Source organism: Stenotrophomonas sp. 01N47 (assembly GCF_056399165.1).
This window is the reverse complement of record NZ_JBFTQU010000005.1, coordinates 399,728-424,739: the sequence shown is the minus strand read 5'-3', so window position 1 is coordinate 424,739 and position 25,012 is coordinate 399,728. Positions and strand designations below refer to the sequence as shown.

Annotated in this window: 26 protein-coding genes and 4 tRNA genes; 15 read left to right on the top strand and 15 right to left on the bottom strand. The window is 66.6% G+C overall.

The features are described 5' to 3' along the window. Positions 1-85: 85 nt before the first annotated feature. Positions 86-1,006 (top strand): LysR family transcriptional regulator, encoded by a 921-nt coding sequence (locus AC1DKR_RS11770; protein ID WP_025878941.1) that lies wholly within the window; start codon positions 86-88, stop codon positions 1,004-1,006. 612 nt (positions 1,007-1,618) lie between these two features. Here the strand turns inward: AC1DKR_RS11770 and AC1DKR_RS11765 are convergent. The 10 genes from AC1DKR_RS11765 to AC1DKR_RS11720 all read right to left on the bottom strand — a co-directional run bounded on the left by AC1DKR_RS11765 (position 1,619) and on the right by AC1DKR_RS11720 (position 7,773). Further along, positions 1,619-1,695: transfer RNA gene (locus AC1DKR_RS11765), tRNA-Arg, on the bottom strand. Between the two features lie 32 nt (positions 1,696-1,727). Then, positions 1,728-1,804 (bottom strand) — tRNA-Arg (locus AC1DKR_RS11760). A 58-nt stretch (positions 1,805-1,862) separates the two neighbouring features. Beyond that, positions 1,863-1,939, bottom strand: a tRNA-Arg gene (locus AC1DKR_RS11755). Next, positions 1,930-2,856 carry an alpha/beta hydrolase family protein gene (locus AC1DKR_RS11750; RefSeq protein ID WP_478032966.1) on the bottom strand — a complete coding sequence of 309 codons (927 nt, stop codon included), beginning with the start codon at positions 2,854-2,856 and terminating at the stop codon, positions 1,930-1,932. Before AC1DKR_RS11750 ends, AC1DKR_RS11755 begins: the two co-directional genes overlap by 10 nt. Continuing rightward, a complete protein-coding gene (gene thiD / locus AC1DKR_RS11745; RefSeq protein ID WP_312787139.1) occupies positions 2,853-3,662 on the bottom strand; it encodes a bifunctional hydroxymethylpyrimidine kinase/phosphomethylpyrimidine kinase in 810 nt (269 codons plus the stop codon). Before thiD ends, AC1DKR_RS11750 begins: the two co-directional genes overlap by 4 nt. A gap of 313 nt (positions 3,663-3,975) precedes the next feature. Continuing rightward, positions 3,976-4,644, bottom strand: a complete 669-nt coding sequence (locus tag AC1DKR_RS11740; protein ID WP_478032963.1) for a YoaK family protein — start codon at positions 4,642-4,644, stop codon at positions 3,976-3,978. Positions 4,645-4,653: 9 nt separating this feature from the next. Further along, positions 4,654-5,160: a hypothetical protein gene (locus tag AC1DKR_RS11735; RefSeq protein ID WP_230112520.1), complete on the bottom strand. Its 507-nt coding sequence runs from the start codon at positions 5,158-5,160 to the stop codon at positions 4,654-4,656. After that, positions 5,157-6,557, bottom strand: coding sequence for a PhoH family protein (locus AC1DKR_RS11730; RefSeq protein WP_025879446.1), 1,401 nt, complete (start codon positions 6,555-6,557; stop codon positions 5,157-5,159). The genes AC1DKR_RS11735 and AC1DKR_RS11730 overlap by 4 nt, the downstream gene beginning before the upstream one ends. Before the next feature lie 84 nt (positions 6,558-6,641). Further along, positions 6,642-7,121 carry a peroxiredoxin gene (locus tag AC1DKR_RS11725; protein ID WP_032977901.1) on the bottom strand — a complete coding sequence of 160 codons (480 nt, stop codon included), beginning with the start codon at positions 7,119-7,121 and terminating at the stop codon, positions 6,642-6,644. Between the two features lie 91 nt (positions 7,122-7,212). Further along, a complete protein-coding gene (locus tag AC1DKR_RS11720; protein ID WP_025879444.1) occupies positions 7,213-7,773 on the bottom strand; it encodes a glycine cleavage system transcriptional repressor in 561 nt (186 codons plus the stop codon). A 164-nt stretch (positions 7,774-7,937) separates the two neighbouring features. Here AC1DKR_RS11720 and dapA point away from each other — a divergent pair, with 164 nt between their 5' ends. Continuing rightward, complete coding sequence (dapA, locus tag AC1DKR_RS11715) at positions 7,938-8,831, top strand: 4-hydroxy-tetrahydrodipicolinate synthase (RefSeq protein ID WP_478032961.1); 894 nt, start codon at positions 7,938-7,940, stop codon at positions 8,829-8,831. A gap of 32 nt (positions 8,832-8,863) precedes the next feature. Beyond that, positions 8,864-9,379 carry a hypothetical protein gene (locus tag AC1DKR_RS11710; protein WP_478032959.1) on the top strand — a complete coding sequence of 172 codons (516 nt, stop codon included), beginning with the start codon at positions 8,864-8,866 and terminating at the stop codon, positions 9,377-9,379. A 225-nt stretch (positions 9,380-9,604) separates the two neighbouring features. Here the strand turns inward: AC1DKR_RS11710 and fdxA are convergent, their stop codons facing one another. Then, a complete protein-coding gene (gene fdxA, locus AC1DKR_RS11705; protein WP_005409054.1) occupies positions 9,605-9,928 on the bottom strand; it encodes a ferredoxin FdxA in 324 nt (107 codons plus the stop codon). A gap of 186 nt (positions 9,929-10,114) precedes the next feature. Between fdxA and AC1DKR_RS11700 the strand changes: the two genes are divergently transcribed. Further along, complete coding sequence (locus tag AC1DKR_RS11700; protein ID WP_478032957.1) at positions 10,115-11,539, top strand: sugar porter family MFS transporter; 1,425 nt, start codon at positions 10,115-10,117, stop codon at positions 11,537-11,539. A gap of 340 nt (positions 11,540-11,879) precedes the next feature. Here AC1DKR_RS11700 and AC1DKR_RS11695 read toward each other — a convergent pair. Next, positions 11,880-11,954: transfer RNA gene (locus AC1DKR_RS11695), tRNA-Glu, on the bottom strand. A gap of 49 nt (positions 11,955-12,003) precedes the next feature. Here AC1DKR_RS11695 and pcnB point away from each other — a divergent pair. The 8 genes from pcnB (at position 12,004) to AC1DKR_RS11655 (ending at position 19,064) form a co-directional block, all read left to right on the top strand. Next, positions 12,004-13,383, top strand: a complete 1,380-nt coding sequence (gene pcnB, locus AC1DKR_RS11690) for a polynucleotide adenylyltransferase PcnB (RefSeq protein WP_033830828.1) — start codon at positions 12,004-12,006, stop codon at positions 13,381-13,383. A 3-nt stretch (positions 13,384-13,386) separates the two neighbouring features. Then, on the top strand, positions 13,387-13,872 hold the full coding sequence (gene folK / locus AC1DKR_RS11685; RefSeq protein WP_025878795.1) for a 2-amino-4-hydroxy-6-hydroxymethyldihydropteridine diphosphokinase: 486 nt from the start codon (positions 13,387-13,389) through the stop codon (positions 13,870-13,872). Positions 13,873-13,906: 34 nt separating this feature from the next. Next, complete coding sequence (gene panB, locus AC1DKR_RS11680) at positions 13,907-14,722, top strand: 3-methyl-2-oxobutanoate hydroxymethyltransferase (protein ID WP_025878796.1); 816 nt, start codon at positions 13,907-13,909, stop codon at positions 14,720-14,722. Then, a complete protein-coding gene (gene panC, locus AC1DKR_RS11675) occupies positions 14,719-15,558 on the top strand; it encodes a pantoate--beta-alanine ligase (RefSeq protein ID WP_478032954.1) in 840 nt (279 codons plus the stop codon). Before panB ends, panC begins: the two co-directional genes overlap by 4 nt. A gap of 73 nt (positions 15,559-15,631) precedes the next feature. Beyond that, positions 15,632-16,126: a hypothetical protein gene (locus AC1DKR_RS11670; RefSeq protein ID WP_478032952.1), complete on the top strand. Its 495-nt coding sequence runs from the start codon at positions 15,632-15,634 to the stop codon at positions 16,124-16,126. 87 nt (positions 16,127-16,213) lie between these two features. Continuing rightward, positions 16,214-16,594, top strand: coding sequence for an aspartate 1-decarboxylase (gene panD / locus AC1DKR_RS11665; protein ID WP_004153087.1), 381 nt, complete (start codon positions 16,214-16,216; stop codon positions 16,592-16,594). Next, complete coding sequence (gene pgi / locus AC1DKR_RS11660; protein ID WP_059063792.1) at positions 16,591-18,105, top strand: glucose-6-phosphate isomerase; 1,515 nt, start codon at positions 16,591-16,593, stop codon at positions 18,103-18,105. The genes panD and pgi overlap by 4 nt, the downstream gene beginning before the upstream one ends. A 26-nt stretch (positions 18,106-18,131) precedes the next feature. Next, the gene (locus AC1DKR_RS11655) at positions 18,132-19,064 is read left to right on the top strand and encodes a hypothetical protein (protein WP_478032950.1); all 933 of its coding nucleotides are present in this window, start codon (positions 18,132-18,134) and stop codon (positions 19,062-19,064) included. A gap of 43 nt (positions 19,065-19,107) precedes the next feature. Here the strand turns inward: AC1DKR_RS11655 and AC1DKR_RS11650 are convergent, their stop codons facing one another. Together AC1DKR_RS11650 and AC1DKR_RS11645 are read right to left on the bottom strand one after the other, a co-directional pair. Beyond that, a complete protein-coding gene (locus AC1DKR_RS11650) occupies positions 19,108-19,677 on the bottom strand; it encodes a response regulator transcription factor (RefSeq protein ID WP_032952096.1) in 570 nt (189 codons plus the stop codon). Continuing rightward, positions 19,674-20,894 (bottom strand): ATP-binding protein, encoded by a 1,221-nt coding sequence (locus tag AC1DKR_RS11645; protein ID WP_093819996.1) that lies wholly within the window; start codon positions 20,892-20,894, stop codon positions 19,674-19,676. The genes AC1DKR_RS11650 and AC1DKR_RS11645 overlap by 4 nt, the downstream gene beginning before the upstream one ends. Positions 20,895-21,008: 114 nt before the next feature. On the opposite strand from AC1DKR_RS11645, the gene ispG reads away from it, so the two are divergent. The 3 genes from ispG to AC1DKR_RS11630 all read left to right on the top strand — a co-directional run bounded on the left by ispG (position 21,009) and on the right by AC1DKR_RS11630 (position 23,856). After that, complete coding sequence (gene ispG / locus AC1DKR_RS11640) at positions 21,009-22,274, top strand: flavodoxin-dependent (E)-4-hydroxy-3-methylbut-2-enyl-diphosphate synthase (protein ID WP_099820139.1); 1,266 nt, start codon at positions 21,009-21,011, stop codon at positions 22,272-22,274. Further along, positions 22,255-23,007, top strand: coding sequence for a phosphatase PAP2 family protein (locus AC1DKR_RS11635; RefSeq protein WP_478032948.1), 753 nt, complete (start codon positions 22,255-22,257; stop codon positions 23,005-23,007). The genes ispG and AC1DKR_RS11635 overlap by 20 nt, the downstream gene beginning before the upstream one ends. 201 nt (positions 23,008-23,208) lie before the next feature. Then, a complete protein-coding gene (locus tag AC1DKR_RS11630) occupies positions 23,209-23,856 on the top strand; it encodes a response regulator (RefSeq protein ID WP_025878804.1) in 648 nt (215 codons plus the stop codon). 283 nt (positions 23,857-24,139) lie between these two features. Here AC1DKR_RS11630 and AC1DKR_RS11625 read toward each other — a convergent pair whose 3' ends face one another. Next, positions 24,140-24,799 (bottom strand): bifunctional 4-hydroxy-2-oxoglutarate aldolase/2-dehydro-3-deoxy-phosphogluconate aldolase, encoded by a 660-nt coding sequence (locus tag AC1DKR_RS11625; RefSeq protein ID WP_100436096.1) that lies wholly within the window; start codon positions 24,797-24,799, stop codon positions 24,140-24,142. Between the last annotated feature and the right edge of the window lie 213 nt (positions 24,800-25,012).

Here is a 25,012-nt window from a genome sequence, read left to right as displayed (position 1 = left end):
GTGTTTCCCCGTTGAAGAGAAGTATCCGCTTGCACCTTGGGTTTGAAAAACGGATAGTTTTGACAGCCATCATCGAAAATTTCGAATGCTCAAACTCAGCCTCGATGCCCTGCAGATCCTGGACGCGATCGACCGCCGAGGCTCCTTTGCCGGCGCCGGCAAGGCCCTGCACAAGGTGCCTTCGACCATTTCCTACACCGTGGCCAAGCTGGAAGAGGACCTTGGGGTGCAGCTGTTCGACCGGATCGGGCCGCGGGCGGAGCCGACCGAGGCCGGGCGCGCGCTGCTGGAGGAGGGCAGGCACCTGCTGCGTGCGGCCCGGGAGCTCGAACTGCGAGTGCGGCGGGTGGCGTCGGGCTGGGAGGCGGAATTGACCCTGGCGGTGGATTCGGTGTTCCCGACCTGGCTGTTGGGGCCGGATATCGCCGCGTTCCGCGAGGTGGCGGCGCCCACCCGGCTGCGCCTGTTTGGCGAAGCACTGTCCGGTACCTGGGAAGCGCTGCTGGACCGGCGCGCCGACCTGTTGGTCGCGGCTCCCGGTGAGGGTCCCAGTGGCGGGGGCTACGTGGTCGAGCCGCTGGGCAGCGTTGATTTTGTGTTTGCGGTGGCACCCGGGCATCCGCTGGCGTCCGTACCGGGTGTGCTGGGCCGCGAGCAGTTGGCGCCGTACTGCGCGATCGCCGTGTCCGACTCGGCGCGGCGGCTGCTGCCACGAACGGTGGGGCTGTTGATGGGCCAGGAGACGTTGACCGTGCCGGACATGGCCAGCAAGTTGAAGCTGCAGTGCCAGGGGCTGGGATTCGGCTTCCTGCCCGAGCCCTGCGCGCGCGCGGCGGTGGCGCGCGGCCAGCTGGTGATCCGCGAGGTCGAGGAGCACAAGCCGGAAGAGACCTTCTGGTTGGCCTGGCGCACCGGCGAAGATGGCGCGGCCCTGCGCTGGTGGCGCGAGCGCCTGCGGCGGCCGGAGCTGCTGGCGCAATGGTGGCAGGCGATGGCAGAGGGGTAGGGTTCGGCAGGGCTGCGCCCTGCACCTGCCGAATCGACGGCAACGGCAACGGCAACAGCCAAAGCCGAAGCCGAAGCCGAAGCCGAAGCAACAGCGGGCATTCCGTGGGATGGCGGGGTGGGTCCGGTTGCGGGAGACGCCGTAAACCCGTCCATGGGGGCTTGGCCGCGGCATCCATGCCGCGGACACTCCCGCAACCGGACCCACCCCGCCTTCGACAGATTTTCGCGATCTGCCGGTGCTGGTGCGGTTAGTGGGTGTCGACCTTGGTCGACACGTAGATCCACGCCAAGCGTGGATGTCCTTCGTTCAACTGTCGAAATATTCGAATTCAATGGAGTCATCCACGCATGGCGTGGATCTACCGCAGATCGCGGTGATCTGTCAGAGGTGGGGCGGTGTCGGAGTGCGGGGTGTCAGCCGCATGGATGCGGCTGCCAAGCCTACAGGGACGTACTTGCGGCGTCCCCGCACTCCGGCACCGCCCCGCCACCCCACGGAATGCGTGCTGTTGCTGTTGCTCCGGCCGTTGCTTCGGCGGGTGCAGGGCGCAGCCCTGCCGAAAAACACGCAAAAAAAAACAGCAGGCCGAGGCCTGCTGTTTCGGTGTAATGGTGCGCCCGGAGAGATTCGAACTCCCGACCGCCTGGTTCGTAGCCAGGTACTCTATCCAACTGAGCTACGGGCGCCAATTACATAAACTTGTTGTGTTGATCGTGTGTGGTGCGCCCGGAGAGATTCGAACTCCCGACCGCCTGGTTCGTAGCCAGGTACTCTATCCAACTGAGCTACGGGCGCGCGGTACACAATCAAATTTTACTGCACTTCCAGCGGCGGATGCTGAAGGTCTGTCGAGTGGTGCGCCCGGAGAGATTCGAACTCCCGACCGCCTGGTTCGTAGCCAGGTACTCTATCCAACTGAGCTACGGGCGCCCTGCGACAGGAGCGGAATTATGCGGATGTCGGCGCGAGTCGTCAACGCTTTTGTGAAAATTTTCACCCAACTGAATGAAAAACGCCTCTGCAACAGCCTCCGGGTGTTTCATCCACGCGAAGTGATCGGCCTGCGTACCCAGCTCCTGCGCAGAAAGCACACGCAATTCCGAGGCGACATTCGGCAGTTTCGCCAGCAGCGCCTGCATTGATCCGCTGGGCGCCAGCCAATCGTCTTCCATCAGCACCGCCTGCGCACTGCCATGCACGCGCGCCATCTGCGCATCCAGGTCCTCGTCCATGCCTGCGGCGGCGTAGTGATTGCTCAGCCCTACGCGTGCCCAGTCGGCGATCAGTCCGCGTGCTTCGGTGCCGCCGAAACCGAGCCGGCGCCCGTGCAGCACGCCCTGGCGCCGCGCGATCCACGGCAGGAAGCGATAGATCAGTGGCAGCAGCCAACCGCGTGGTGGCGGGAACGTGCGCCAGAACGGTGTGCCGCTGGCGGCCAGCCACAATCGATCGAACGCCTGTGGCTGGCGTCCGGCGTGCACGCAGGCCAGCTGACCGCCCAGGCTGTGGCCACCGATGATCCATGGCAGCGCGTTCTGGCCAGCATCAGCGTCGGCGAGCAGGGCTTGGCTGGCAGGCAGATCGTGGTCGAGAATCTGCCTGTAGCCCCAATCCTGGCTGCGCGACGGGCGCAGCGAGCTGCTGCCATTTCCGCGCCATTCGTGCAGGTAGACCGCCACGCCCTTGGCTGCCAGTGCCTGTGCAAGCGGCAGGTAGTGGCGCGCGGCCACGCCCAGCGCCGGCAGCCACAACAGCCGCGCCAGTGGCTGTGCAGGCACGCAGGCGATGACCTCGTAACGGTGGCCATCGCCGCTTTCCACGGCGAGTGCGCGTGGCGAATCGCTCATGCGTGCGGTGCCGCGCCGAAGTGGTCCAGTACCAGCACCTCGCTGCGGCCGGGCGCATAGCCCTGCTGCAATCCGCGCGCCACGTAGTCGATGCCGGCTTCGCAGGCATTGGCCAGGCTCAGCCCGTTGCAGAGCTGCGCGGCGATGGCCGAGGCCAGCGTGCAGCCCGTGCCATGCGCATCCAGTGGCAGGCGGGCATGGATGAATTCTTCGCTGCTGACGCCGTCGAAGTAACGGTCGACCACGCGGTTGCCTTCGTGCAGGTGACCGCCCTTCAGCAGCACTGCACCGGCACCCAGATCAAGGAGCGAGGCGGCGGCCCGCTCTGCGTCGTTGCCATTGGCGATGCTGCGGCCCACCAGCAGCTCCGCTTCCGGCGCATTGGGGGTGATCAGGGTGGCCAGCGGCAGCAGCCGTTCGCGCATTGCCTGCAGCGCGCGGTCCTCCAGCAGGCGAGCGCCACTGGTGGCGACCATCACCGGGTCGAGCACCACGTGCGGCGGTCGATGGCGTTCCAGGGCATCGGCCACGGCGTGGATCACCTCGGCGTTGGCCAGCATGCCCAGCTTCACCGCGTGGATGTCGAAGTCGTCGAAGCAGGCCTCGATCTGCGCGCGCAGGAAGTCGATCGGTGGTACGTGCACGGCGCTGACGCCGCGGGTGTTCTGCGCGGTCAGTGCGGCGATCACCGACAGGCCGTGCACACGGTGCGCGGCGAAGGCCTTCAGGTCGGCCTGGACGCCGGCGCCGCCGCCGGAATCGGAACCGGCAATGGTCAGGGCGGAAACAGGGGTGGTCGGGCTCATGCAGTGATTGTGCCGTGCTGCCTTGCCAGGGGGTAGTGCCGGCCGGGCTGCGCCCGGCACCGGCAGAAGCAACAGCAACACCTGGAGCAACGGCGGCATGTGGTGGGATGCGGGGCGGTGTGGGCCTGCAGGACACGCCGTAGACCCGTCCGTGGGGGCTCGATGGCGCCATCCATGGCGCCAACGGTCCTGCAGCCCCACACCGCCCCGCATCTGACGGCTTCCTGCGCAGTAGATCCACGCCATGCGTGGATATCGCGGAAAAGATCGGATGGACAACGTAGATCCACGCCATGCGTGGATGGCGCCATGCTCAACGCCGCCAGCGTGCCCACTGCTGGTAGGACACATAGCCCAGTCCGGTCAGTCCGGTCAGCAGGGCAGGGGCCAGCAGGGCGTCGTATTGCCAGCGCACGAACAGCCAGGCGCCGATCACGCCGCCAGCAAGGAAGCCGCTGATGATCAGGCCGCTCAGGGTCAGGCGTCGTACCTGCAGCGGCAGTCCGCGCAGCAGGTGGCCCAGGCCGATGCCGAGATCGGTGAACATGCCGCTGAGATGAGTGGTGCGCACGACGGCGCCGCTGAAGGTGGTGGCCATCGCATTCTGCAGTCCGCACGCCATCGCGGCTGCCAGTGCGCCCCAGATCTGATGCTGCTTGAACAGCGGAATGGCCGCCAGCAGCAACAGTGATTCCAACGCCAGCGCTACGCCGTAGCGGCGGCCCAGCTGCAGTGCGCTGTCCTGGATCAGCAGCCCGCTGAGCATCGCGCCCAATGAAAACGCGATCAGCAGACCCCACAGGTGGCCGACCGCGCGCCAATCACCTTGCGCCAACGCCATGCCGAGCTGGCTGGTGCTGCCGGTCATGTGGCTGACCGCCTGGTGTTCAAAACCCAGGAAGCCGACCACATTGACCATGCCGGCCACGCACGACAGGGCGACCGCGCCGATCCAGACCCAGGTGGGCAGGCGGATTCCCATGGCAGGCCCTCAAGGCCCGCCGAAGCCGCCGTTGAACTGCAGCTCGTTGAAGGTGCCGCTGGCCGGATCGAAGACCGCGCCCCAGAACTGCGCGCCACCGTCGCAGACCCGCACCGCTTCGCGGGCGGGTCGCAGACTGTTGTCTTCAGGCAGGTGGAACGCGTTGATATAGATCACCCGCTTTCCGTCCAGTTCGATGCCCACATACTGACGGTCGAAATCCATGACGCGCGGCACCTGCGCTTCCAGCGATGCCAGCTTCGCTTCCAACTGGTCCACCTGCTGCCGGCTCGGTGCCCAGTAGCCGCTGACCCGCCCGGCCTCGCGGCCGGGACTGGGTCGCGAGCAGGTATCGAGTACCTGCGCGGCGATGATCGGGCGGGTGACCACCCAGGACTGGCCACTGCGTTCGGTGGTCGGCACGCTGGCCGGTCCCTGCGTGGTCGCGCAGGCACCGAGCAGCGTGGTGATGGCGACCGCCATCGATGGCAGCAGCAGACGGGGGCAACGGTTCACAACACCTCCGACGCGTAATCAGCCAGCCGCGAGCGTTCACCACGACGCAGCGTGATGTGCGCGCTGTGCGGCCAGTTCTTGAAGCGGTCCACCGCATAGGTCAGGCCCGACGTGGTTTCGGTCAGGTACGGGGTGTCGATCTGTTCGACGTTGCCCAGGCAGACGATCTTGGTGCCGGGGCCGGCACGGGTGATCAACGTCTTCATCTGCTTGGGCGTCAGGTTCTGCGCCTCGTCCAGGATCAGGTAACGTGACAGGAACGTACGGCCGCGCATGAAGTTCATCGAACGGATCTTGATGCGGCTGGCGAGCAGGTCGTTGGTGGCCTGGCGACCCCAGGTGCCGCCTTCCTGGTTGTGCGTCAGCACTTCCAGGTTGTCGGTCAACGCGCCCATCCACGGCGTCATCTTCTCTTCCTCGGTACCGGGCAGGAAGCCGATGTCCTCGCCGACGCTGACCGTGGCGCGGGTCATGATGATCTCGCGGTAGCGCTGCTGGTCCATCGTCTGCGCCAGGCCGGCGGCCAGTGCCAGCAGGGTCTTGCCGGTGCCGGCAGTACCGAGCAGGGTGACGAAGTCGATCTCCGGATCCATCAGTGCGTTGAGTGCGAAGTTCTGCTCGCGGTTGCGCGCGCTGATGCCCCACACGGCATGGCTGCCGTGGCGGAAGTCATCGACCAGCGACAACACCACCTTGCCATCGCCGACGATCCTGCTGACGCGCAGCTCGACTTCGTCTTCGCCCGGCAGGTACACGTACTGGTTCGGGTACCACTCTTCGCCGTCCTGGGCGAGGATTTCGTAGTGCGTGCGGCCCTTGTCGCTCCAGCTGCGCAGATCCTCGCCGTGGCGCTTCCAGAAATCTTCCGGCAGCTCGGTGGCGCCGGTGTAGAGCAGGCTGAAATCGTCCAGCGCGCGGTCGTTCTCGTAGTCTTCCGAGACGATGCCGGCGATGGCCGCCTTGATCCGCAGGTTGATGTCCTTGGAGACGAACACCACCGGGATCTCCGGCGTTTCTTCCTTCAGCGCCAGGATCGCGCCGAGGATGGCGTTGTCCGGGATGACCTTGCCAAAGCTCTTGCCCGCGTCGAAATGGCTGGTCTGGAAGCGCAGCAGGCCCACGCTCTGCTTGCCGCGCAGCTGCAGGCCCTGCGGCCGCTGCAGCGGAATGCCCTCGGCCAGGTTGTCCAGGCCCGAAGCCTGCACCAGCTCGTTGAGGAAGCGGCTGACCTGGCGCGCATTGCGGCTCGCTTCGGTCGTGCCCTTCTTGCCGTTGTCCAGCTCCTCGATCACCTGCATGGGCAGGTAGACATCGTGCTCCTCGAATTTGAACAGCGCGGTGGGATCGTGCATCAGCACGTTGGTATCCAGCACGTAGATGCGCTTGCCTCGGGTCATCATCGGTTCCTGGTTACGGACAGGGAAAAACCACCACGGCCTGCTGCAGGGCAGGGTGGTGGCGGACAAAGTGGGCGATGGGACTCACTTGGACTGATTGGCCTTCAGTTCGGCGAGGACGGCGTCGGCATGGCCGGCGACCTTGACCTTGCGCCATGACTGCACGATGCGGCTGTCGGGGGAAATCAGGAAGGTGCTGCGCTCGATGCCACGTACCTGCTTGCCGTACATGTTCTTCATCTTGATCACGTCGAAGGCGCTGCACAGCGCTTCGTCGGCATCACTGACCAGCGGGAACGCGAAGCCCTGCTTGGCACAGAAGTTGTCGTGGGACTTCACCGAGTCGCGCGAGACGCCAAGCACGACCGCGCCCGCTTTCCTGAAGTCGGGCAGCAGTGCGTTGAAGTCGATGCCCTCGGTGGTGCAGCCCGGGGTGCTGTCCTTGGGGTAGAAGTACAACACCAGCCACTGGCCGGCGTAATCGCCGAGGGTGGCCTGGGCGCCGCCGGACAGCGCCAGCGGCAGGGAAAGGGTGGTGCTGTCCAGGGTATCGCCGTTGTTCATGAGGTCCTTCTGTCGAGCCTGGGTTCTTTCTACGACAATTGCATGAAACGCCACGCGCCCGTGAGGAGCGCGCGAAGAATCAGGGTTTCAATCAGAACTTCATCGGGTCCATGATCGCGTCCAGGTTCAAGTGGTCGCAGAACTCGAGGAAATCGTCGCGCAGGGCAGCGATGTGCATGTTGGCCGGCACGCCGATGGTGACCTGTGCGCTGAACATTTCCGCACCGGTCTGCATGGCGCGGTAGCGCGTGCTCTGCAGGGTTTCGATGGTGATGCCCTGGCGATCGAAGAAATCGGCCAGCTGGAACAGGATGCCCGGCTTGTCGGCGGCGATCACCTCGACGATGTACGGCAGCAGGTTGGACTGCGCCTGCTTGGCTTCGGTGCGGTACCAGACCAGCTTCAGGCCTTCCTCGCGCTCGAGCCGGGTCAGCATCGCTTCCAGCTTGGCGACCGAATCCCAGGAGCCGGTGGCCAGCGCGGTCACCGAGACATCGCGGCCCACGGTGGCCAGACGTGCATCCACCAGATTGCACCCGCTGTCGGCGATGCGGCGGGTGACGGACAACAGGGGGGACTCCGGATGCGTCGTATAGGCGTTGATCAGGAGGTGGTTTTCGCTCGGCGCTGGGCGCGGGGTGGTGTCGGTCAAGGCGATTCCGGGTAATGCATGCGTTAGTCTGAATGCCCGCCAGAGGCGGGGATCCACCGGTGTCCAGCATACTTGCCCGTGCTTTCGCGCCGCAAGTAACATTCAGATCGCCCCCGCCCTTTCGTGGCGGGCGTTTTCCCTCCCCAGCCAAGAGCAGCACGTCCTTGTCCCTTTCCGGCCTCATCACCGCGCTGGCGACCCCCTTCCGGGCCGACGGTGCACTCGACCCCGACGGTTGGCAGCGCCTGCTGCACCTGCAGCTGGAGGGCGGCGTCCAAGGCGTTGTCGTTGCCGGCTCCACCGGCGAGGCAGCCACCCTGTCCGATGCGGAGTACGACCAGCTGCTGGCCAGCGCCGTCGAGCGCATTGCCGGCCGCGTTCCGGTCCTGGCCGGCACCGGCCTGTCCGGCACCGCCAAAACCATCGAGCAGACCCGCCGCGCAGCCGCGCTGGGTGCCACCCACGCGCTGGTGGTCACCCCGCCGTACGTGCGGCCGACCCAGGCTGGTCTGATCGCGCATTACCGCGCGGTGGCCGAGCAGGGGGGATTGCCGGTGGTGCTGTACAACGTGCCGGGCCGAACCGGCTGCGACATGCTGCCGGAGACCGTGGCGGAGCTGGCCAGCCATCCGAACATCGTCGGCATCAAGGAAGCGGTGGGTGACACCGGCCGCGTGCGTGCGCTGCTGGACCTGCGCAGCCCGGCCTTCGCCGTGCTTACTGGTGATGACGGCACTGCCGCACGTTCGATCCAGGCCGGCATGGACGGCCTGATTTCGGTTGGCTCCAACGTGCTGCCCGGCGCTTACCGCCGGATGTGCGACCTGGCTGCTGCCCATGACCATGAAGCCGTCGAATCCTGGGATGCGCGCCTGCAGCCGTTCCATGACTTCTGCGGTGTCGAATCCAACCCGATTCCGGTCAAGGCGCTGTTGCGTCGGATCGGCATCGGTCACGATCTGCGCCTGCCGCTGTTGCCGCTTTCGGCTGCACATGCGCCTGCCGCCGACCATCTCGCCGGCGATATCGCCGCCCTCGAAGCCCTTTCCAGCCACTGACCTTCCGTCTTGGTCTGATCCAGGAGATTCACATGCGCCAATCCGTTTCCGCCGTCCGCGTGCTGTCCTACGCCCTGCTTGCTGTAGCTGTCGCCGCCGGCACCACCGGTTGTTTCAAGCGTGGCGTCAAGGGTGACTATGCCCTGGCCCCGGAAGTGCGTCCGCTGGAAGTGCCGCCGGACCTGAACCTGCCGGCAGGCGCCGGCAACAACCAGGTGCCGACCCTGAGCTCGGCGACCAAGCCGGCCGCTCCGGCCGCCGCCGCTCCGGCGGTCAGCGCCACCGGCTTCACCATTGCCGGCACCAAGGAAGACGCCTTCGCCAAGGTCGGTACCGCGCTGGAAGGCGTGGAAGGCCTGACCATCGCCACCCGCGCGCAGCTGCTGGGCTCGTACGACGTGGCCTATGAAGGCAGCAACTTCCTGGTCCGCGTGGTCGCCGTCGACGCTGGTGCCTACATCTCCGCGGTCGACCCGCGTGGCCTGCCGGCCACCGCCGAAGCCCCGGTGAAGCTGATTGCCGCACTGAAGGCCAAGCTGGCCCCGTAATGGCCGGTTGGGCGGGTGCGGACCCTGCTGGTTCGCACCTGCCGTGGTAGAGGCCGCCCCTGGTCGGCGCCTTTATGCCAACCAAGGTTGGCAGCTACCAGGGCCAGAACGGAAAAGGGCGCCCTGGGCGCCCTTTTCATTGCCTGCGGGTTCTAGAGGCCGACCTTGGTCGGCGCCTTTGTGCCAACCAAGGTTGGCAGCTACCAGGGCCATGGTGCCTGCGCCTCAGCGCTCCAGCAGCTTCAGCTTGTCCGGCTTGCCATCCCACTCACCGGCGTCGGCCGGCGGGTCCTTGCGCACGGTCAGCACCGGCCATTCCTTCGCCAGTTCTGCATTGAGGGCGACGAAACCTTCCTGGCCTGCGGGAACATCGTCTTCCGGGAAGATCGCGTTGACCGGGCACTCGGGTTCGCAGAGGGTGCAGTCAATGCACTCGTCCGGGTCGATCACCAGGAAGTTCGGGCCTTCGTGGAAGCAATCCACGGGACACACTTCCACGCAATCGGTGTGTTTGCACTTGATGCAGTTTTCGGTGACGACAAAGGGCATGGGTAGAGGGCGAATCGCTTTCTGAACCTGCCAATTCTAGAACAGGTTGGCCCCCGGTGTCGGTCGCCGTGTGAAAGTGGGCCGGATTGGTACCCGGAACGCCCATTTGGCGGCATGCCCGCCCTGTGCGACGCTGCCAGGGCCGCCGGCCCGCTTCGGTCGGCCCCCTTCCCTGCAGGATCCTTCATGTCGCCAGTCCAGCCCGGTGCCGCCTCCAATGGCGGTGAGAACACTGCCTTCATCGTCCTGATCAGTTGCGCCGCCACCCTCGGCGGATTCCTGTTCGGCTTCGATAGTGGCGTCATCAATGGCACCGTCGACGGCCTGCGCCAGGCCTTCAACTCCAGCGAAGCCGCGCTCGGCTTCGAGGTCGCCTCGATGCTGCTGGGGTGCGCGATCGGGGCGTTCGTGGCCGGTTGGCTTGGCGATCGGCTGGGACGTCGCGGCGTGCTGATCGTGGCGGCCGTGATGTTCCTGGTATCGGCGCTGGGCGCCGGCGCTGCACATGCATCCTGGTTGTTCGTCTGCGCACGCGTGCTGGGCGGGTTCGCTGTCGGTGCGGCCAGCGTGATGTCGCCGGCCTACATCGCCGAGGTCGCCTCGGCGCGCTATCGCGGCCGGCTGGCGACCGTGCAGCAGATGGCGATCATCTGCGGCCTGTTCGCAGCGTTCCTCAGCAACTATCTGCTGGCCCGGGCGGCGGGTGCGTCGACCGAGCCGCTCTGGCTGGGGCAGGAAGCCTGGCGCTGGATGTTCTGGATGCAGGCACTGCCGTCGCTGCTGTTCCTGCTGCTCTTGCTGGTGATCCCGGAAAGCCCGCGCTTCCTGGTGATGAAGGGTCGGCAGGCGCAGGCGAGGGCGGTGCTTGGCCGGCTGTACGGCGAACGTGCCGCGGTGAACAAGCAGGCCGAGATCGAAGCAAGCCTGGCCCAGGACCAGCACAAGCCGCGATTCGGCGACCTGCTCAACAAGGCCACCGGCAAGCTGCGCCCCATCGTCTGGGTCGGCATCGGCCTGGCGATGTTCCAGCAGCTGGTCGGCATCAATGTGGTGTTCTACTACGGCGCGGTGCTGTGGCAGGCGGTGGGTTTCTCGGAAAGCGATGCGCTGCTGATCAACGTCCTGTCCGGTGCGCTGAGCATCGGCGCCTGCCTGCTGACGGTGGTGCTGATCGATCGCATCGGCCGCAAGCCGCTGCTGTGGGTCGGTTCGGTCGGCATGTCGGTGGCCCTGGTGCTGATGGTGGTGGCCTTCGCCAGTGGCAGCCTGGCCGAGGGGCGGCTGCAGCTGTCCGACGGCATGGGCCGGTTGGCGCTGGTAGCGGCCAACGTCTATGTGGTGTTCTTCAACATGTCTTGGGGCCCGGTGATGTGGGTGATGCTGGGCGAGATGTTCCCGAACCAGATCCGCGGCCCGGCGTTGGCCGTGGCCGGTGCGGCGCAATGGACCTCGAATTTCGCGATCACCGTGACCTTCCCGATGCTGCTGGCCGGCATCGGCCTGGCCGGTGCGTACGGCATCTACACCGTCGCCGCGATCCTCTCGATCATCTTCGTCGTCCGCTACGTGCGCGAGACCAAGGGCAAAGAGCTGGAGCAGATGGAAGGCTGACGTGTGCCTGGCTTCGGTTGCATTTTGTCGGCGCCTGATTGCCCCCTCCTGACAGCTTCATGGTGCCAGCGGATTGCACTGAAGCGCTGGTCGGCTGTTGCTGCAGCGCGCGGGAAACCGTCCAGAGCAGGCGGGGTCACCCAGGGCAGGACCGTTGGCGCCATGGATGGCGCCATCGAGCCCCCATGGATGGGTTCACGGCGTGTCCTGCCCTGGGTGACCCCGCCGGCTCAAGCCGAAAGCAAGGAGGCGCTCAAGCGACCAGCCCAGTCGGCGACACGATTCCGGAAAACAGAAAAGCCCGCACAAGGCGGGCTTTTTCGGTTCCTGCTGCGGCGACTGGTGCTCCCTAGGGGACTCGAACCCCTGTTTTAGCCTTGAGAGGGCCACGTCCTAACCACTAGACGAAGGGAGCAGTGTGTCGCTGCCGGTGCAGGAGCGCTAGTATATGCACCTCGATGCCATTGGGCAATCCCGAAACTTCAACCGGAAGCGCCAACATCATTTCCTCTGCTACATCACCGTTCAGCCTGCGCGTCATCCCGCGCGACCAGCACACGATCTCCCGCAAGGACATCAGCCCGAACGCTTTGCGCGTGCTTTATCGACTGCGCGATGCCGGCTTCGGCGCCTACCTTGTCGGCGGCGCGGTGCGCGATCTGCTGGTCAATGGCCAACCCAAGGATTTCGACGTGGCCACCGATGCCACGCCCGAACAGGTCAAGCAGTTGTTCCGCAACTGCCGCCTGATCGGCCGCCGTTTCCGCCTGGCCCATGTTGTGTTCGGCCGCGAGATCATCGAAGTCGCCACCTTCCGTGCCAACATCGATGACGGCAGCGGCGACCGCGAAATGGAAAACGGCATGCTCGTGCGCGACAACGTGTACGGCAGCATCGAAGACGACGCCATCCGCCGCGACTTCACCTGCAATGCCCTGTATTACGCCATCGAGGACTTCTCGGTGCGTGACTACACCGGCGGCTTCGAAGACGTGCAGGCACGCCTGATGAAGCTCATCGGCGACCCGGTGCAGCGTTACCAGGAAGACCCGGTGCGCATGCTGCGTGCGGTCCGCTTGGCGGCCAAGCTCGGCTTCCAGATCGAAGAGGGCACTGCCGCACCGATCCCGCAGCTGGCCGGCCTGCTCAACGAAGCCGCACCGGCGCGCCTGTTCGAGGAAGTCCTGAAGCTGTTCCTGTCCGGGCACGGCGTAGCCAGCTTCGAAGGATTGGAACGCTACGGCCTGTTCGACGTGTTGTTCCCGGAAAGTGCCAAGGCACTGAAGTCGAACCGTACCGGCGCACTGCGCCGCATGCTGGTCGAGGGCCTGGCCAACACCGATGCACGCGTGGCCAACGACGAGCCCGTGTCGCCGGCGTTCCTGTTCGCGCTGTTGCTGTGGCCGGCCTATTGCCGCGCGCAGGCAACGCTGCTCAAGCAGGGCGTGGCGCCGGAAGAGGCACAGCGTCGTGCCGCCGACCGTGTCACCGTGCAGCAGCTGAGCACCATTGCATTGCCGCGCCGTTTCTCGCTGCCGATGCAGGAGATCTGGCTGTTGCAGGCGCGCTTCAGTTCGCGCCAGCGCAAGCGTGTGATGCGCACGCTCAGCCATCCCCGTTTCCGTGCCGCCTTCGATTTCCTGGCCTTGCGCCAGGTGGCATCGGCAGAGCACGAAGCCGACGTCGCGTTCTGGCGCGAAGCGCAGGCGCAGTCCGGGCATGAGCTGGATTCGTCGCTGGATTCCCTGCACAGCGATGCCGGCGATGAGGAGGGTGGAGCGCCGCGCAAGCGTCGTCGTCGCCGTCGTCGTCCCGATGGCGCAGCTGCCGGTGCTGCCGAGTAATCCATGACCGGTGCCTGGATCGGGCTGGGCGCCAATCTTGGCGACGCAGCCAACACCGTCCGCGCGGCCATTGCCGCGCTGGACGAGCTGCCCGGAACCCGGTTGACGCAGGCCTCGCGGTTGTACGCGACGCCGGCATGGGGCAACGAGGACCAGCCACCGTTCGTCAACGCAGTGGCCTCGGTCGACACCGATCTGCCCGCCGTCGAGCTGCTGCAGGCCATGCTCGCGCTGGAGCAGCGCTTCGGCCGCGTACGTGACCCCGCCGTGCACTGGGGGCCGCGTGCGCTGGATCTGGACCTGCTGCTGTTCGGCGAGCAGGTGCTGGACCTGCCCGAGCTGAAGGTGCCGCATCCCTACCTGCACGAGCGTGCGTTCGTGTTGGTGCCATTGGCCGAAATCGCCGCCGATCTGGCCATTCCCGGCCACGGTCGCGTACGGGATGCAGTGATGCGGGTGGATGCCTGCGGGATCGCGCCGTTAGGGTGATAATGCCCGGGTTATCTCCCCCGGTTATCAGCACATGAGCACCCACGCAGACAGCAAGCCCTGGACCGTTCCCGCCCTGGCCGAGGCCAAGCGCAATGGCCAGAAGCTGGTCATGTTGACCGCCTACGACGCAGGCTTTGCCCGCACCTTCGATGCCAATGGCGTCGACCTGATCCTGATCGGCGATTCGCTGGGCATGGTCGTGCAGGGGCACGATTCGACCCTGCCGGTGACCGTCGCCGACATGGTCTATCACACCCGCGCAGTCGCCCGCGTGCTGCAGCGTGCGCTGCTGATCGCCGACCTGCCGTTCGGCGCCGATGCCACCCCGGAACGCGCGCTGGATGCTTCACTGCAGCTGCTGCAGGCGGGTGCGGAGATGGTCAAGATCGAAGGCGCCGGCTTCAAGGTCGACATCATCCGCTACCTGGTCGAGCGCGAGATCCCGGTCTGTTCGCACCTGGGCCTGACCCCGCAGTCGGTGCTGCGCCTGGGTGGCTTCAAGATCCAGGGCCGTGGTGATGCCGCGCGCCAGCTGGTGGACGATGCCAAGGCCGTGGCCGAAGCCGGTGCCAGCATCATGGTGCTCGAATGCGTGCCGACCCCGGTTGCTGCCGCCGTCACCGCCGCGGTGCCTGTGCCGACCATCGGTATCGGTGCCGGTCCGCAGTGCGACGGCCAGGTGCTGGTGCTGCACGATTTCCTCGGTCTGGACAGCGGCCATCGTCGCCCGAAGTTCGTCAAGGACTTCCTGGCTGAAGGCGGTTCGGTGGCCGGCGCCACCCGTGCCTACGCCGATGCCGTGCGCGATGGCAGCTTCCCCGACGAAGAACACGCGTACGCCCAATGATCCAGACCTTCAACGAACTCGGTGCGCTGCGCGCGCAGATCGCGCAGTGGAAGGGCGAGGGCCTGCGCGTGGCGTTGGTGCCGACCATGGGCAATCTGCACGGCGGGCACCACGCGCTGGTCACCCTGGCAAAGCAGTACGCCGACAAGGTGGTGGCCAGCATCTTCGTCAACCCGACACAGTTCGGGCCGAACGAGGATTTCAGCCGCTATCCGCGCACCCCCGAAGCCGATGTGGCCGGGCTGGAGCAGGTGGGCTGCGATGCGGTGTGGCTGCCCAGCGTCGAAGCGATGTACCCGCTGGGCGTGGACAAGACCACGCAGATGCATGCGCCTGGCGTCAGCGAGGTGCTGGAAGGCGCCAGCCGCCCGGGCCATTTCGATGGCGTGTGCACCGTAGTGGCGCGGCTGTTCCTGCAGGTACAGCCGGATGTGGCCGTGTTCGGCCGCAAGGACTACCAGCAGCTGGCGGTCATCAAGCAGATGGTGGCCGAGCTGTCGTTCCCGATCCAGATCGTCGGTGCCGAGATCGTGCGCGATGAGGATGGCCTGGCCAAGAGCTCGCGCAACCAGTACCTCAGCGCCGAGCAGCGCCCGTTGGCGACCACCCTTTACCGCACCCTGCTGGGCATGCGCGAAGGCTATGTGGCCGGGCACGCGCGTGAACGCATCGAGGCCGACGCCGTCGCTGCGCTGCAGGCAGCGGGCTTCCAGGTGGATTACGCGGTACTGCGCACGCCGGAGCTGGCCGAGCCGAGTTTCGATGGCGGCGGCCGCGTGGCCCTGATCGCCGCGCGCCTGGGCACCACCCGGTTGATCGACAACCTGGAGTTCTGAACCGCCCCGCGCGGTTGTGCAGGGCGCCCGCAGTGGGCGCCCGGTGTTCGCCGGACAAGGATGACCTGCCGATATGACCTCGTTTCCAGCCAGCCCCGGCCGCCGCGCCGTGGCGGCGATCCTGGCGGTGCTCGCCGCCGCGCTGCTGCCTTCGCTGGTGATCGGTGGCCTGATTGCCGGTCTCAGTCTCGGCCAGGAAGTAGCCACGGCCGCGCTGGCGGCCGCATTGATGTTCGTGCTGGCCTTCGCCCACGCCGTGGCGGTGCTGCTGCCGATGGGCCTGATCCTGCTGTCTTCCGGCGGCCTGCGCTGGGTGTGGTTCGCGCTGGTCGGGGCAGGGCTGGGCGCGCTGGCCATGGCCACCTGTGCCTGGCCCGTCGGCTCTGGCGGCACTCTGGTGAGCCAGCTGTCCTCTGCGGGCAACTTCGACTGGGCCAGCTATGCCTTCTCGGTACTGGTGGCGGCCGGATTCGGCCTGATGGCCGGATTGGCGTTCCATGCCGTGTTCCGGGCCGTGCTGGCCGGTGCCGCGGCGCCATCGCCGGGCGCGCAGCAGCGCACCGGCTGAACGGTCTTCAGCATCCTGCGGCCGCTACCTGACGGTTGCCGCGTGGGTGCTAGAATCCGCTCTTTCCTTTGCCGTTGCAGCGCCCCCATGCACCTGTCCCTGCTCAAGACCAAGATCCACCGCGCCACTGTCACCCATTCCGAGCTGAACTACGAAGGCTCCATCGCCATCGATGACAACCTGCTGGCTGCCACCGGCATCCGTGAGTTCGAGCAGGTGCACATCTGGGACGTGACCAACGGTGCGCGCTTCTCGACCTATGCGATCCGCGCCGAAGCCGGCAGCGGCGTCGTCTCGCTCAATGGTGGCGCCGCGCGCCACGTGCAGGTCGGTGACATCATCATCATTGCCGCCTTCGCCAGCATGACCGAGCAGGAAGCCGACAGCTTCAAGCCGAAGCTGGTGTACGTGGATGGCAACAACCAGATCTCCCACACCAACGACACGATCCCGACCCAGGCCGCATGACAACGAACAACGGATTCGACTCGCTGCATTCCCACGCCCAGCGCCTGAAGGGCGCAAGCATTCCCGGCCTGCTCGCCGCCGAACCCGGCCGTGTACAGGACCTGGCGCTGCGGGTCGGTCCGTTGTATGTCAACTTCGCCCGGCAGAAATACGATGCCGCAGCGTTGCAGGCGCTGTTGGCGCTGGCTGCCGAACGTGATGTCGGCGGCGCCATCACGCGCCTGTTCCGTGGCGAGCAGGTCAACCTGACCGAAGGCCGCGCTGCGCTGCATACCGCGTTGCGCGGGGATGTAGTCGATGCGCCGGTAGCGGCCGAGGCCTATGCCACCGCGCGCGGCATCCGCCAGCGCATGGGCGTGCTGGTGCGCGCGCTGGAAGACAGTGGCGTGACCGATGTGGTCAGCGTCGGCATCGGCGGTTCCGATCTCGGCCCGCGACTGGTCGCCGATGCGCTGCGCCCGGTCACAGGCGCACGCCTGCGCGTGCATTTCGTGTCGAACGTGGACGGCGCCGCCATGCAGCGCACGCTGGCCACGCTGGATCCGGCGAAGACCGCCGGCATCCTCATTTCCAAGACCTTTGGTACCCAGGAAACCCTGCTCAACGGCCAGATCCTGCATGACTGGCTGGGCGGCAGCGACCGTCTGTACGCGGTCAGCGCCAATCCGGAACGCGCCGCCAAGGCCTTCGCCATTGCCGCCGAGCGCGTGCTGCCGATGTGGGACTGGGTGGGCGGCCGCTATTCGCTGTGGTCGGCCGTCGGTTTCCCGATCGCACTGGCCATCGGCTTCGAGCGCTTCGAGCAGCTGCTGGAAGGTGCCGCGCAGATGGATGCGCATGCACTGGATGCGCCGTTGGAGCGCAACCTGCCGGTGCTGCACGGCCTGACCGACATCTGGAACCGCAATCTGCTGGGCCACGCCACGCATGCGGTGATGACCTACGACCAGCGCCTGGCGCTGCTGCCGGCCTACCTGCAGCAGCTGGTGATGGAAAGCCTGGGCAAGCGCGTGCAGCGCGATGGCCAGCCGGTCACCACCGACACCGTGCCGGTGTGGTGGGGCGGTGCGGGCACCGATGTGCAGCACAGCTTCTTCCAGGCGCTGCACCAGGGCACCAGCATCATCCCGGCCGATTTCATCGGCTGCGTGCACAACGATGATCCGTATACGGTCAACCACCAGGCGCTGATGGCCAACCTGCTGGCGCAGACCGAAGCACTGGCCAACGGCCAGGGCAGCGACGATCCGCACCGCGATTACCCGGGCGGCCGCCCGAGCACGATGATCCTGCTCGACGCGCTCACCCCGCAGGCGCTGGGCGCCTTGATCGCGATGTACGAACACGCGGTGTACGTGCAGTCGGTGATCTGGAACATCAACGCTTTCGACCAGTTCGGTGTCGAGCTGGGCAAGCAGCTGGCCAGTGGCCTGCTGCCGGCCCTGCAGGGCGAGGATGTCCAGATCAATGATCCGCTGACCCGTGAGCTGCTGGCGCAGCTGAAGGGCTGAGCGCGGCGCGCCGGATGCGTGCGTCGATGCACTGGCGCGACCTCGTTCGACGAAGGCAGCCCGAGGCGTGGGCGGGTCTGCACCTGACCGTGCCGGCTCCCGTGCGCCCTGCGCTTGTGGTTTCGGTCTGCCCGCCGGACCGGATACGGGTGGGTACCGAGGAACGCCCCATGTTGTGGGCGAGGGTGGAGCCCGACTACTTCGGTGTGGACCTGCTTCGCAGCGCCTCCCCGGCCTCGCCGGCGATCATTCCACCGATCACGGCTGCCGAGGCGAGGGCGTTGCATTCGGATGATCCGGTGCGGACTGCCGCAGCGTGGGCACGTCATTTCGCACGGGCCCTTACCCGTTCGGATCGATCTCCGCTGGCCCAGGGCGAATGGCTGCTGCAGCCGACGCTGCATGGCCTGGAGCGTGCGCGGATGCCGCTCACGCTCGCGTCAGATGCGCTGGCCCGACCGGCGGTCGATACCTTGGACTGGTCGAGCGTGACGCACGGCGAATGCCTGCCTCCCGTCCTGCTGCGGGCACCGTCACTGGCCACGGATGGGCGGGTCAAGGCCTGGGCCAGGCAGGCCCGGGCAGGATCACTGCCACCGGTGCTGCTGATGTGGGTCAGTGGCCTGCAGGCACACGTGGTGCTGGACGGACACGACCGGCTGCAGGCAGCCGTGCAGGAGGGCGCAGATGTGCCGGTGCTGGTTCTGCTGCGTCATGGCGAGCGGTGCGTGGATGAGCAGGGCCTGGCACGGGCTGACATCATCGTCGAGCGGTCTGGCGGCGCGGGCATGACAGTCGAGGCCCGCAACCGACTGCTGCTCGATCTGTATAGCCCTGCGCGCGACGTCCTGCCCAGTCGGGCTGATCTGATGCGTGGTGGGGTGGATCAATGGATTGCAGAAGTGGACGCCGAGGCCAGGCAGCAGAAGGTCGAGGTGGACGTGCTGCTCGGAGAGTGACCTGGCGTGCGCCAACGGCATCCCGTTGCGGGATGCCGGCCCTTCACCGGCTCGGATCGCGTTCCGGGCTCGGCCGCTTGGCCAGCTTGCGCTGCAGCGAACGCCGGTGCATGCCGAGCAGGCGCGCGGCCGCCGACACATTGCCGCCGGTTTCATGCATCGCCTGCTGGATGTGTTCCCACTGCAGGCGGCTGATCGGGGTCATCGCATCGGGCACTTCCATCTCGCCGTCATCGGCGGGGCCATCGTCTTCCTCGCCCAGCGCACGCAGGATCATCGGCACCGTCGATGGCTTCGGCAGGTAGTCGTCGGCGCCCAGCTTGATCGCCTCCACTGCGGTGGCGATGCTGGCATAGCCGGTCACCAGCAGGATCCGCATGTCTGCGCGCAGCGCGCGCAACGGCTGTATCAGGGCCAGGCCGGAATCGCTGCCCAGCTTCAGGTCGATCAACGCGAACGCCGGCGGATGCTGGCGGGCCAGTGCCAGCGCGCTGGCGGCATCCTGTGCGGTCTGCGTCTCCAGCCCTTTGCGGGCCAGGCTGCGCTGCAGGGTGCGCAGGTAGAGTTCGTCGTCGTCGACCAGCAGGCCAAGGGTGGAAGCAGTCATGGTCATTCCTCGCGGGGGGCCAACGGCAGGCGGAAGCCGACGCGGCTACCGGCCCCTTGGGCCGGGCGCATCCACATCTCGCCGTCCAGGCGTTCGATGGTGGCATGGGACAGGGCAAGACCGACGCCCATGCCTTCACTCTTGCTGCTGCCGAACAGCTTGCCCGGCAGCACGGCGGCGCGGGCATTGAAGCCATGACCGTAGTCGCGTACTTCGCCGATCAGGTCGTCGCCTTCGATGCGCAGGCTGAGGTCGACGCGCGGACGTCCAGCCTGCTCGCCGGCATCGGCAGCGTTGTTCAGCAGCACCATCAGCAGGTGGCCGACGCCCGGGTCCAGCGGCAGGCGCAGCGGTGCGTCGTCGTTGCGATGCAGGTCGATGGTCGGGCGCACCAGCCGCCACTGCTCCAGCACCTGCTGGGCCGTGGAGTGGGCGCGCCCAGGGCGGTCGTTGGAGGCCGGCGCGGCCAGTGCCAGAACACGCTCGCGGCACTGCACCAGCAGCTCGCGCAGGGTTTCCATGTCCTCGCGCACTTCCGGTTCTTCGCTGCGCTCGGCCACGTCGTCGGCGAGCAGGGTCATCGTCGCCAGCGGCGTGTTCAGTTCGTGCGCCACCGAGGCTGCGTGCGTGGCCAGGGCGACGATGCCCTCGTTGCGCGCGAAGCGTTCGCGCAGTGCCGAAAGTTCCAGCTCGCGCTCGCGCAGGGCGATCGCCAGCCGGGTGGAGAAGATCAGTACGACTGCAGCGGACAGCAGAAAGGTGGCGATCACGCCCCAGCGGTTGAGGTCCAGTGCGTTGAAATAGCCCGCCGGCAGCGGTTGCCCGAACAGTCCGCTGGCGGCGTAGCCCAGCAGGCAGGCGCTGGCCACGGCCAGGGCCCAGCGCAGGGGCAGGGCGAACGCCGCCAGGGCGATCAGGATCAGGAACAGGGAGCCGAACGGATTGGCGATGCCGCCGCTCCAGCTGACCATCCAGGTAAGGATGATCACGTCCACCAGGATATGGCCGAAGGCGGTCAGCGGCGCGGTATCGGCCGGCTCCGGGCGCAGCTGCGTATACAGGTTGAATACGGCGAGCACGGCCACGCCCGACCATAGCGGCAGTTGCGGCAAGGGCAGCCCCAGCACCCAGGTCGCGACCAGGATGGTGGCCGCCTGGCCAGCCACGGCCAACCAGCGCAGGCTGCACAGGGTTCGGAGAAACGGGGCGTCGGGACCGGTCATTCGCGCCCATCGTATGCGTTCGCAGGGATGGCTGCCTGCGACAATCGGCCGCAGCCGTGCTGTCGCCTGAATGCGACACACCCGGAAGGTCGGGGCGAGCGTTAGAATGCCCGCATGCATGACGCCGTCACCCGCCCTACAGCCCCCTCCGATGCCACTGCCTGGCCCCGTCGCCTGACCCAATCGGTCCAGATCGGTGGAGTCACCGTGGGCGGTGGCAAGCCGGTCGTGGTGCAGTCGATGACCAATACCGACACCTCCGACGTGGCTTCGAGCGTGAAGCAGGTCGCCGAGCTCTGGCGCGCCGGTTCGGAAATGGTGCGTCTGACCGTCAACACGGTTGAAGCGGCCGCGGCGATCCCGCGCATCGTCGACAAGCTGGCGATGATGGGCATCGACGTGCCGCTGATCGGCGACTTCCACTACAACGGCCACCAGCTGCTGACGGCCGAGCCGGCCTGCGCCGAAGCACTGGCCAAGTACCGCATCAACCCGGGCAACGTGGGCTTCGGCAAGAAGAAGGACCTGCAGTTCGCGCAGCTGATCGAGTTCGCCATCCGCTACAACAAGCCGGTGCGCATCGGTGCCAACTGGGGCTCGCTGGACCAGGCCCTGGCGGCGAAGCTGATGGACGAGAACAACCACCGCGAACAGCCCTGGGACGCGGGCCGCGTGCTGCGCGAGGCGCTGATCCGTTCGGCGCTGGATTCGGCAGAGCAGGCCGTGGACATCGGCCTGCCGCGCGATCGCATCATCCTGTCGGCCAAGGTCAGCGGCGTGCAGGAGCTGATCGCGGTCTACCGCGACCTGGCCCAGCGTTCGGACTTCGCCCTGCATCTGGGCCTGACCGAAGCCGGTATCGGCAGCAAGGGCATCGTCGCCTCGGCGGCGGCATTGAGCGTGCTGCTGCAGGAAGGCATCGGCGACACCATCCGCATTTCGCTGACGCCCGAACCGGGCCAGTCGCGCACGCAGGAAGTGATCGTCGCCCAGGAACTGCTGCAGACCACCGGCCAGCGCGCCTTCACTCCGCTGGTCACGGCGTGCCCGGGCTGCGGCCGTACCACCTCGGAATTCTTCCAGGAGCTGGCCAAGGTGGTGCAGAACCACGTCCGCGAAAAGATGCCGTTGTGGAAGATCCAGCACCCGGGGGCGGAGAACATGACCCTGGCGGTGATGGGCTGCGTGGTCAACGGGCCGGGTGAGTCGCGGCATGCCAACATCGGCATCTCGCTGCCCGGCACTGGTGAAGCACCGTCGGCACCGGTGTTCGTCGATGGCGAGAAGAAGGTGACCCTGCGTGGCGAGAACATCGCCCAGGAATTCGTCGCCCTGATCGATGATTACGTTGAACGCACCTATGTCCGAAGCGCCGGGTAAGCCGACGATCCTCGCTGCACCGGAGCCAGCCTCCGGCTTCCGCCACTGGATGGCGCGCAATGCCTGGCGGCTGCTGCTGCTGCTGTTTGCCGGCGTGCTGCTGCCGCTGGCCGGATTCGTCGCCCTGGCCGACGAGGTGCACGAGTTCGAATCCTTCCATTTCGATGCGCCGCTGCTGTGGCAGATGCACGGCCTGCATTCGCCGTGGCTGGACCACGTGTTCGTGCTGCTGTCGAAGCTGGGCTACGAGTGGTTCCTGATCCCGGCCGATGTGCTGATTGTCGGTGCACTGGCCTGGCACCGGCGTTGGCGTGAAGCGACCTTCGTGGCGGTGAGCTTCGTAGGGTCGGCGCTGCTCAACATGGGCAGCAAGCACTTCTTCCAGCGCGACCGGCCCAGCCTGTGGGAATCGATCGCGCCGGAATCCACGTTCAGTTTCCCCAGCGGCCACGCGATGGGCTCGATGACCCTGGCGGTCACCCTGGTGCTACTGGCCTGGAATACCCGCTGGCGCTGGCCGGTGCTGCTGCTGGCGCCGTCGTTCAGCCTGCTGGTAAGCGTTTCCCGGGTCTATCTGGGGGTGCATTACCCCTCGGACATTTTGGCCGGGTGGTGTGCCGCGCTGGTTTGGGTGGTAGGGTGCTATCTGGTCATGTTCAGCCGCCGTCATCCATGGCGACGGCACGGTTCGCCGCCAGCGACGGCCAGCGAAGCGATCACGCAAGGGGAGTGACGTGGATGCCCTCCCAAGGGCGTCTACCTGAGGGACGGGTTGTTTCGTTGTAACGGGTTCTGCAGGGCAAGGGGCACGATCAGGCGTGAAGAATGTGATGCGCAAGGCAGAACGCCCGAATTGCGCAACATCCGCGCTTGCAGTGGTCAGGTGCTCCTGCCTAGGTTGACCCGTATTGGCCGCATTCGAAGAGGTACGTGAATGACGATTCGAGTCTACCTGGTGGATGACCATGCGTTGGTCCGCACCGGGATGAAAATGATACTGTCGAGTGAAACCGACATTGAAGTGGTGGGCGAGGCCGAAACGGGCGAAGACGCGCTGCCCGCGATCCGCCAGCTGCAACCGGACGTGGTGTTGTGTGATCTGCACCTGCCCGGCGTGAGCGGGATGGAAGTGACCGAGCGCATCGTCCGTGGCCACCGCAGCACGCGGGTGGTGATCGTGTCGGTGCTGGAGGACGGTCCGCTGCCCAAGCGCCTGCTCGAAGCCGGGGCTGCCGGTTACATCGGCAAGGGCTGTGATGCGCAGGAACTGCTGCGTGCGGTGCGCGACGTTGCCGCCGGACGGCGCTACCTGGGCACGAGCATCGCGCAGAACCTGGCGTTGTCCACCGTGGAAGGCAACGGCTCGCCGTTCGACAACCTGTCGCCGCGTGAGCTGGAAGTGGCGTTGCTGCTGACCCAGGGCCTGCGCCAGGAAGACATCGCCCGCCGTCTGAGCCTGAGCGCGAAGACGGTCAATACGCACAAGGCGCGGTTGTTCGAGAAAATGGGAATCCACGACAACATCGCGTTGGCGCGGATGGCCAGCCAGTACGGGCTGGTGGATCCGGCACGGCCGCTGTAAGGGTTTCGGCCAACGGCTGAGCCCCTCGCGGTGGTGCGACGGAGTTCGTGGGGTTGGCCCTGCGGAGGGATCGCGCAGGGGACGCCGTGAATCCATCCCTGGAGGCTCGGGCGCGCCATCCATGGCGCTTACGCCCCTGCGCGATCCCTCCGCAGGGCCACGGACAGGTTCCGTGCGCTGCCACCGCGGAATGAAGAAGGAAGGGCGGGAGCGGGTCGCGCGCTTTGCGCGCTTGGGGACGGATCCCTTTCCCGGCGGGAAAGGGCTCTGACCCCGCAGTGCGTCAGTGGCCGCGTACGCGCTTGACGATCTTCGCGGCCTGCGCGGCGCTTTCGCGCACCTTGTCCCACTGGCCGGCGTCGATCCAGCTGCCCGGCACCATCCACGAGCCACCGATGCAGACCACGTTCTTCTGCTCCAGGTACTCGGCGGCGGTGTTCTCGGTGATGCCACCGGTCGGGCACAGCTTGAGGTCGGCGATCGGGCCGGCTACGCCCTTGATCATCGCCAGGCCGCCCACGGCCGTGGCCGGGAACAGCTTGCACACGCGGAAACCGCGCGCGTAGAGCGCCAGCAGTTCGGTCGGCGTCGCCGCACCCGGTACCACCGGCAGCGGTGCCGCAGCCAACGCATCGGCCAGCACCGGCGGCGTGCCCGGAGTCACCAGGAAATCCGCGCCCGCATCGATCGACTGTTGCATCTGCTCCACCGTCAGCACCGTACCGGCGCCGACCACCACATCCGGCAGCTCACGCTTGAGCATCGCCAGCGCTTCCATCGCCACCGGCGTACGCAGCGTCAGCTCGATCGCCGGCAATCCGCCTTCCAGCAGCGCCGCGCTGACCGCACGTGCCTGGTCCAGCGTATGAATCGTCACCACCGGCAGGATGCCGGCCGCATGCAACAACTCCGCCGCCCGCACCTGATGTTGTTCGATACCCATAGCTCTGCTTCTGCCTTTGCTTTCGAATTTGATTTTCAGTGATCACTTCGCGGCGCGAGGGCGCCGGGAAACTGTCCGGAGGCGGCGGGTAGCCCCCACCAGGACCGTGAGCGGCATGGATGCCGCGACCGAGCCCCCATGGATGGGTTTACGGCGTGTCCTGGTGGGGGCTACCCGCCGCCTCAACCAGGACACTTACCGCCCACGCATACC

What these genes read in the sequence shown, in the direction of transcription:
- AC1DKR_RS11770 (WP_025878941.1), top strand. Translation starts at nt 86, where the DNA reads ATGCTCAAACTCAGCCTCGATGCCCTGCAGATCCTGGACGCGATCGAC.
- AC1DKR_RS11750 (WP_478032966.1), bottom strand. Translation starts at nt 2,856, where the DNA reads ATGAGCGATTCGCCACGCGCACTCGCCGTGGAAAGCGGCGATGGCCAC.
- thiD (WP_312787139.1), bottom strand. Translation starts at nt 3,662, where the DNA reads ATGAGCCCGACCACCCCTGTTTCCGCCCTGACCATTGCCGGTTCCGAT.
- AC1DKR_RS11740 (WP_478032963.1), bottom strand. Translation starts at nt 4,644, where the DNA reads ATGGGAATCCGCCTGCCCACCTGGGTCTGGATCGGCGCGGTCGCCCTG.
- AC1DKR_RS11730 (WP_025879446.1), bottom strand. Translation starts at nt 6,557, where the DNA reads ATGACCCGAGGCAAGCGCATCTACGTGCTGGATACCAACGTGCTGATG.
- AC1DKR_RS11725 (WP_032977901.1), bottom strand. Translation starts at nt 7,121, where the DNA reads ATGAACAACGGCGATACCCTGGACAGCACCACCCTTTCCCTGCCGCTG.
- AC1DKR_RS11710 (WP_478032959.1), top strand. Translation starts at nt 8,864, where the DNA reads ATGCGCCAATCCGTTTCCGCCGTCCGCGTGCTGTCCTACGCCCTGCTT.
- fdxA (WP_005409054.1), bottom strand. Translation starts at nt 9,928, where the DNA reads ATGCCCTTTGTCGTCACCGAAAACTGCATCAAGTGCAAACACACCGAT.
- AC1DKR_RS11700 (WP_478032957.1), top strand. Translation starts at nt 10,115, where the DNA reads ATGTCGCCAGTCCAGCCCGGTGCCGCCTCCAATGGCGGTGAGAACACT.
- folK (WP_025878795.1), top strand. Translation starts at nt 13,387, where the DNA reads ATGACCGGTGCCTGGATCGGGCTGGGCGCCAATCTTGGCGACGCAGCC.
- panB (WP_025878796.1), top strand. Translation starts at nt 13,907, where the DNA reads ATGAGCACCCACGCAGACAGCAAGCCCTGGACCGTTCCCGCCCTGGCC.
- panC (WP_478032954.1), top strand. Translation starts at nt 14,719, where the DNA reads ATGATCCAGACCTTCAACGAACTCGGTGCGCTGCGCGCGCAGATCGCG.
- AC1DKR_RS11670 (WP_478032952.1), top strand. Translation starts at nt 15,632, where the DNA reads ATGACCTCGTTTCCAGCCAGCCCCGGCCGCCGCGCCGTGGCGGCGATC.
- panD (WP_004153087.1), top strand. Translation starts at nt 16,214, where the DNA reads ATGCACCTGTCCCTGCTCAAGACCAAGATCCACCGCGCCACTGTCACC.
- pgi (WP_059063792.1), top strand. Translation starts at nt 16,591, where the DNA reads ATGACAACGAACAACGGATTCGACTCGCTGCATTCCCACGCCCAGCGC.
- AC1DKR_RS11655 (WP_478032950.1), top strand. Translation starts at nt 18,132, where the DNA reads ATGCACTGGCGCGACCTCGTTCGACGAAGGCAGCCCGAGGCGTGGGCG.
- AC1DKR_RS11650 (WP_032952096.1), bottom strand. Translation starts at nt 19,677, where the DNA reads ATGACCATGACTGCTTCCACCCTTGGCCTGCTGGTCGACGACGACGAA.
- AC1DKR_RS11645 (WP_093819996.1), bottom strand. Translation starts at nt 20,894, where the DNA reads ATGACCGGTCCCGACGCCCCGTTTCTCCGAACCCTGTGCAGCCTGCGC.
- ispG (WP_099820139.1), top strand. Translation starts at nt 21,009, where the DNA reads ATGCATGACGCCGTCACCCGCCCTACAGCCCCCTCCGATGCCACTGCC.
- AC1DKR_RS11635 (WP_478032948.1), top strand. Translation starts at nt 22,255, where the DNA reads ATGTCCGAAGCGCCGGGTAAGCCGACGATCCTCGCTGCACCGGAGCCA.
- AC1DKR_RS11630 (WP_025878804.1), top strand. Translation starts at nt 23,209, where the DNA reads ATGACGATTCGAGTCTACCTGGTGGATGACCATGCGTTGGTCCGCACC.
- AC1DKR_RS11625 (WP_100436096.1), bottom strand. Translation starts at nt 24,799, where the DNA reads ATGGGTATCGAACAACATCAGGTGCGGGCGGCGGAGTTGTTGCATGCG.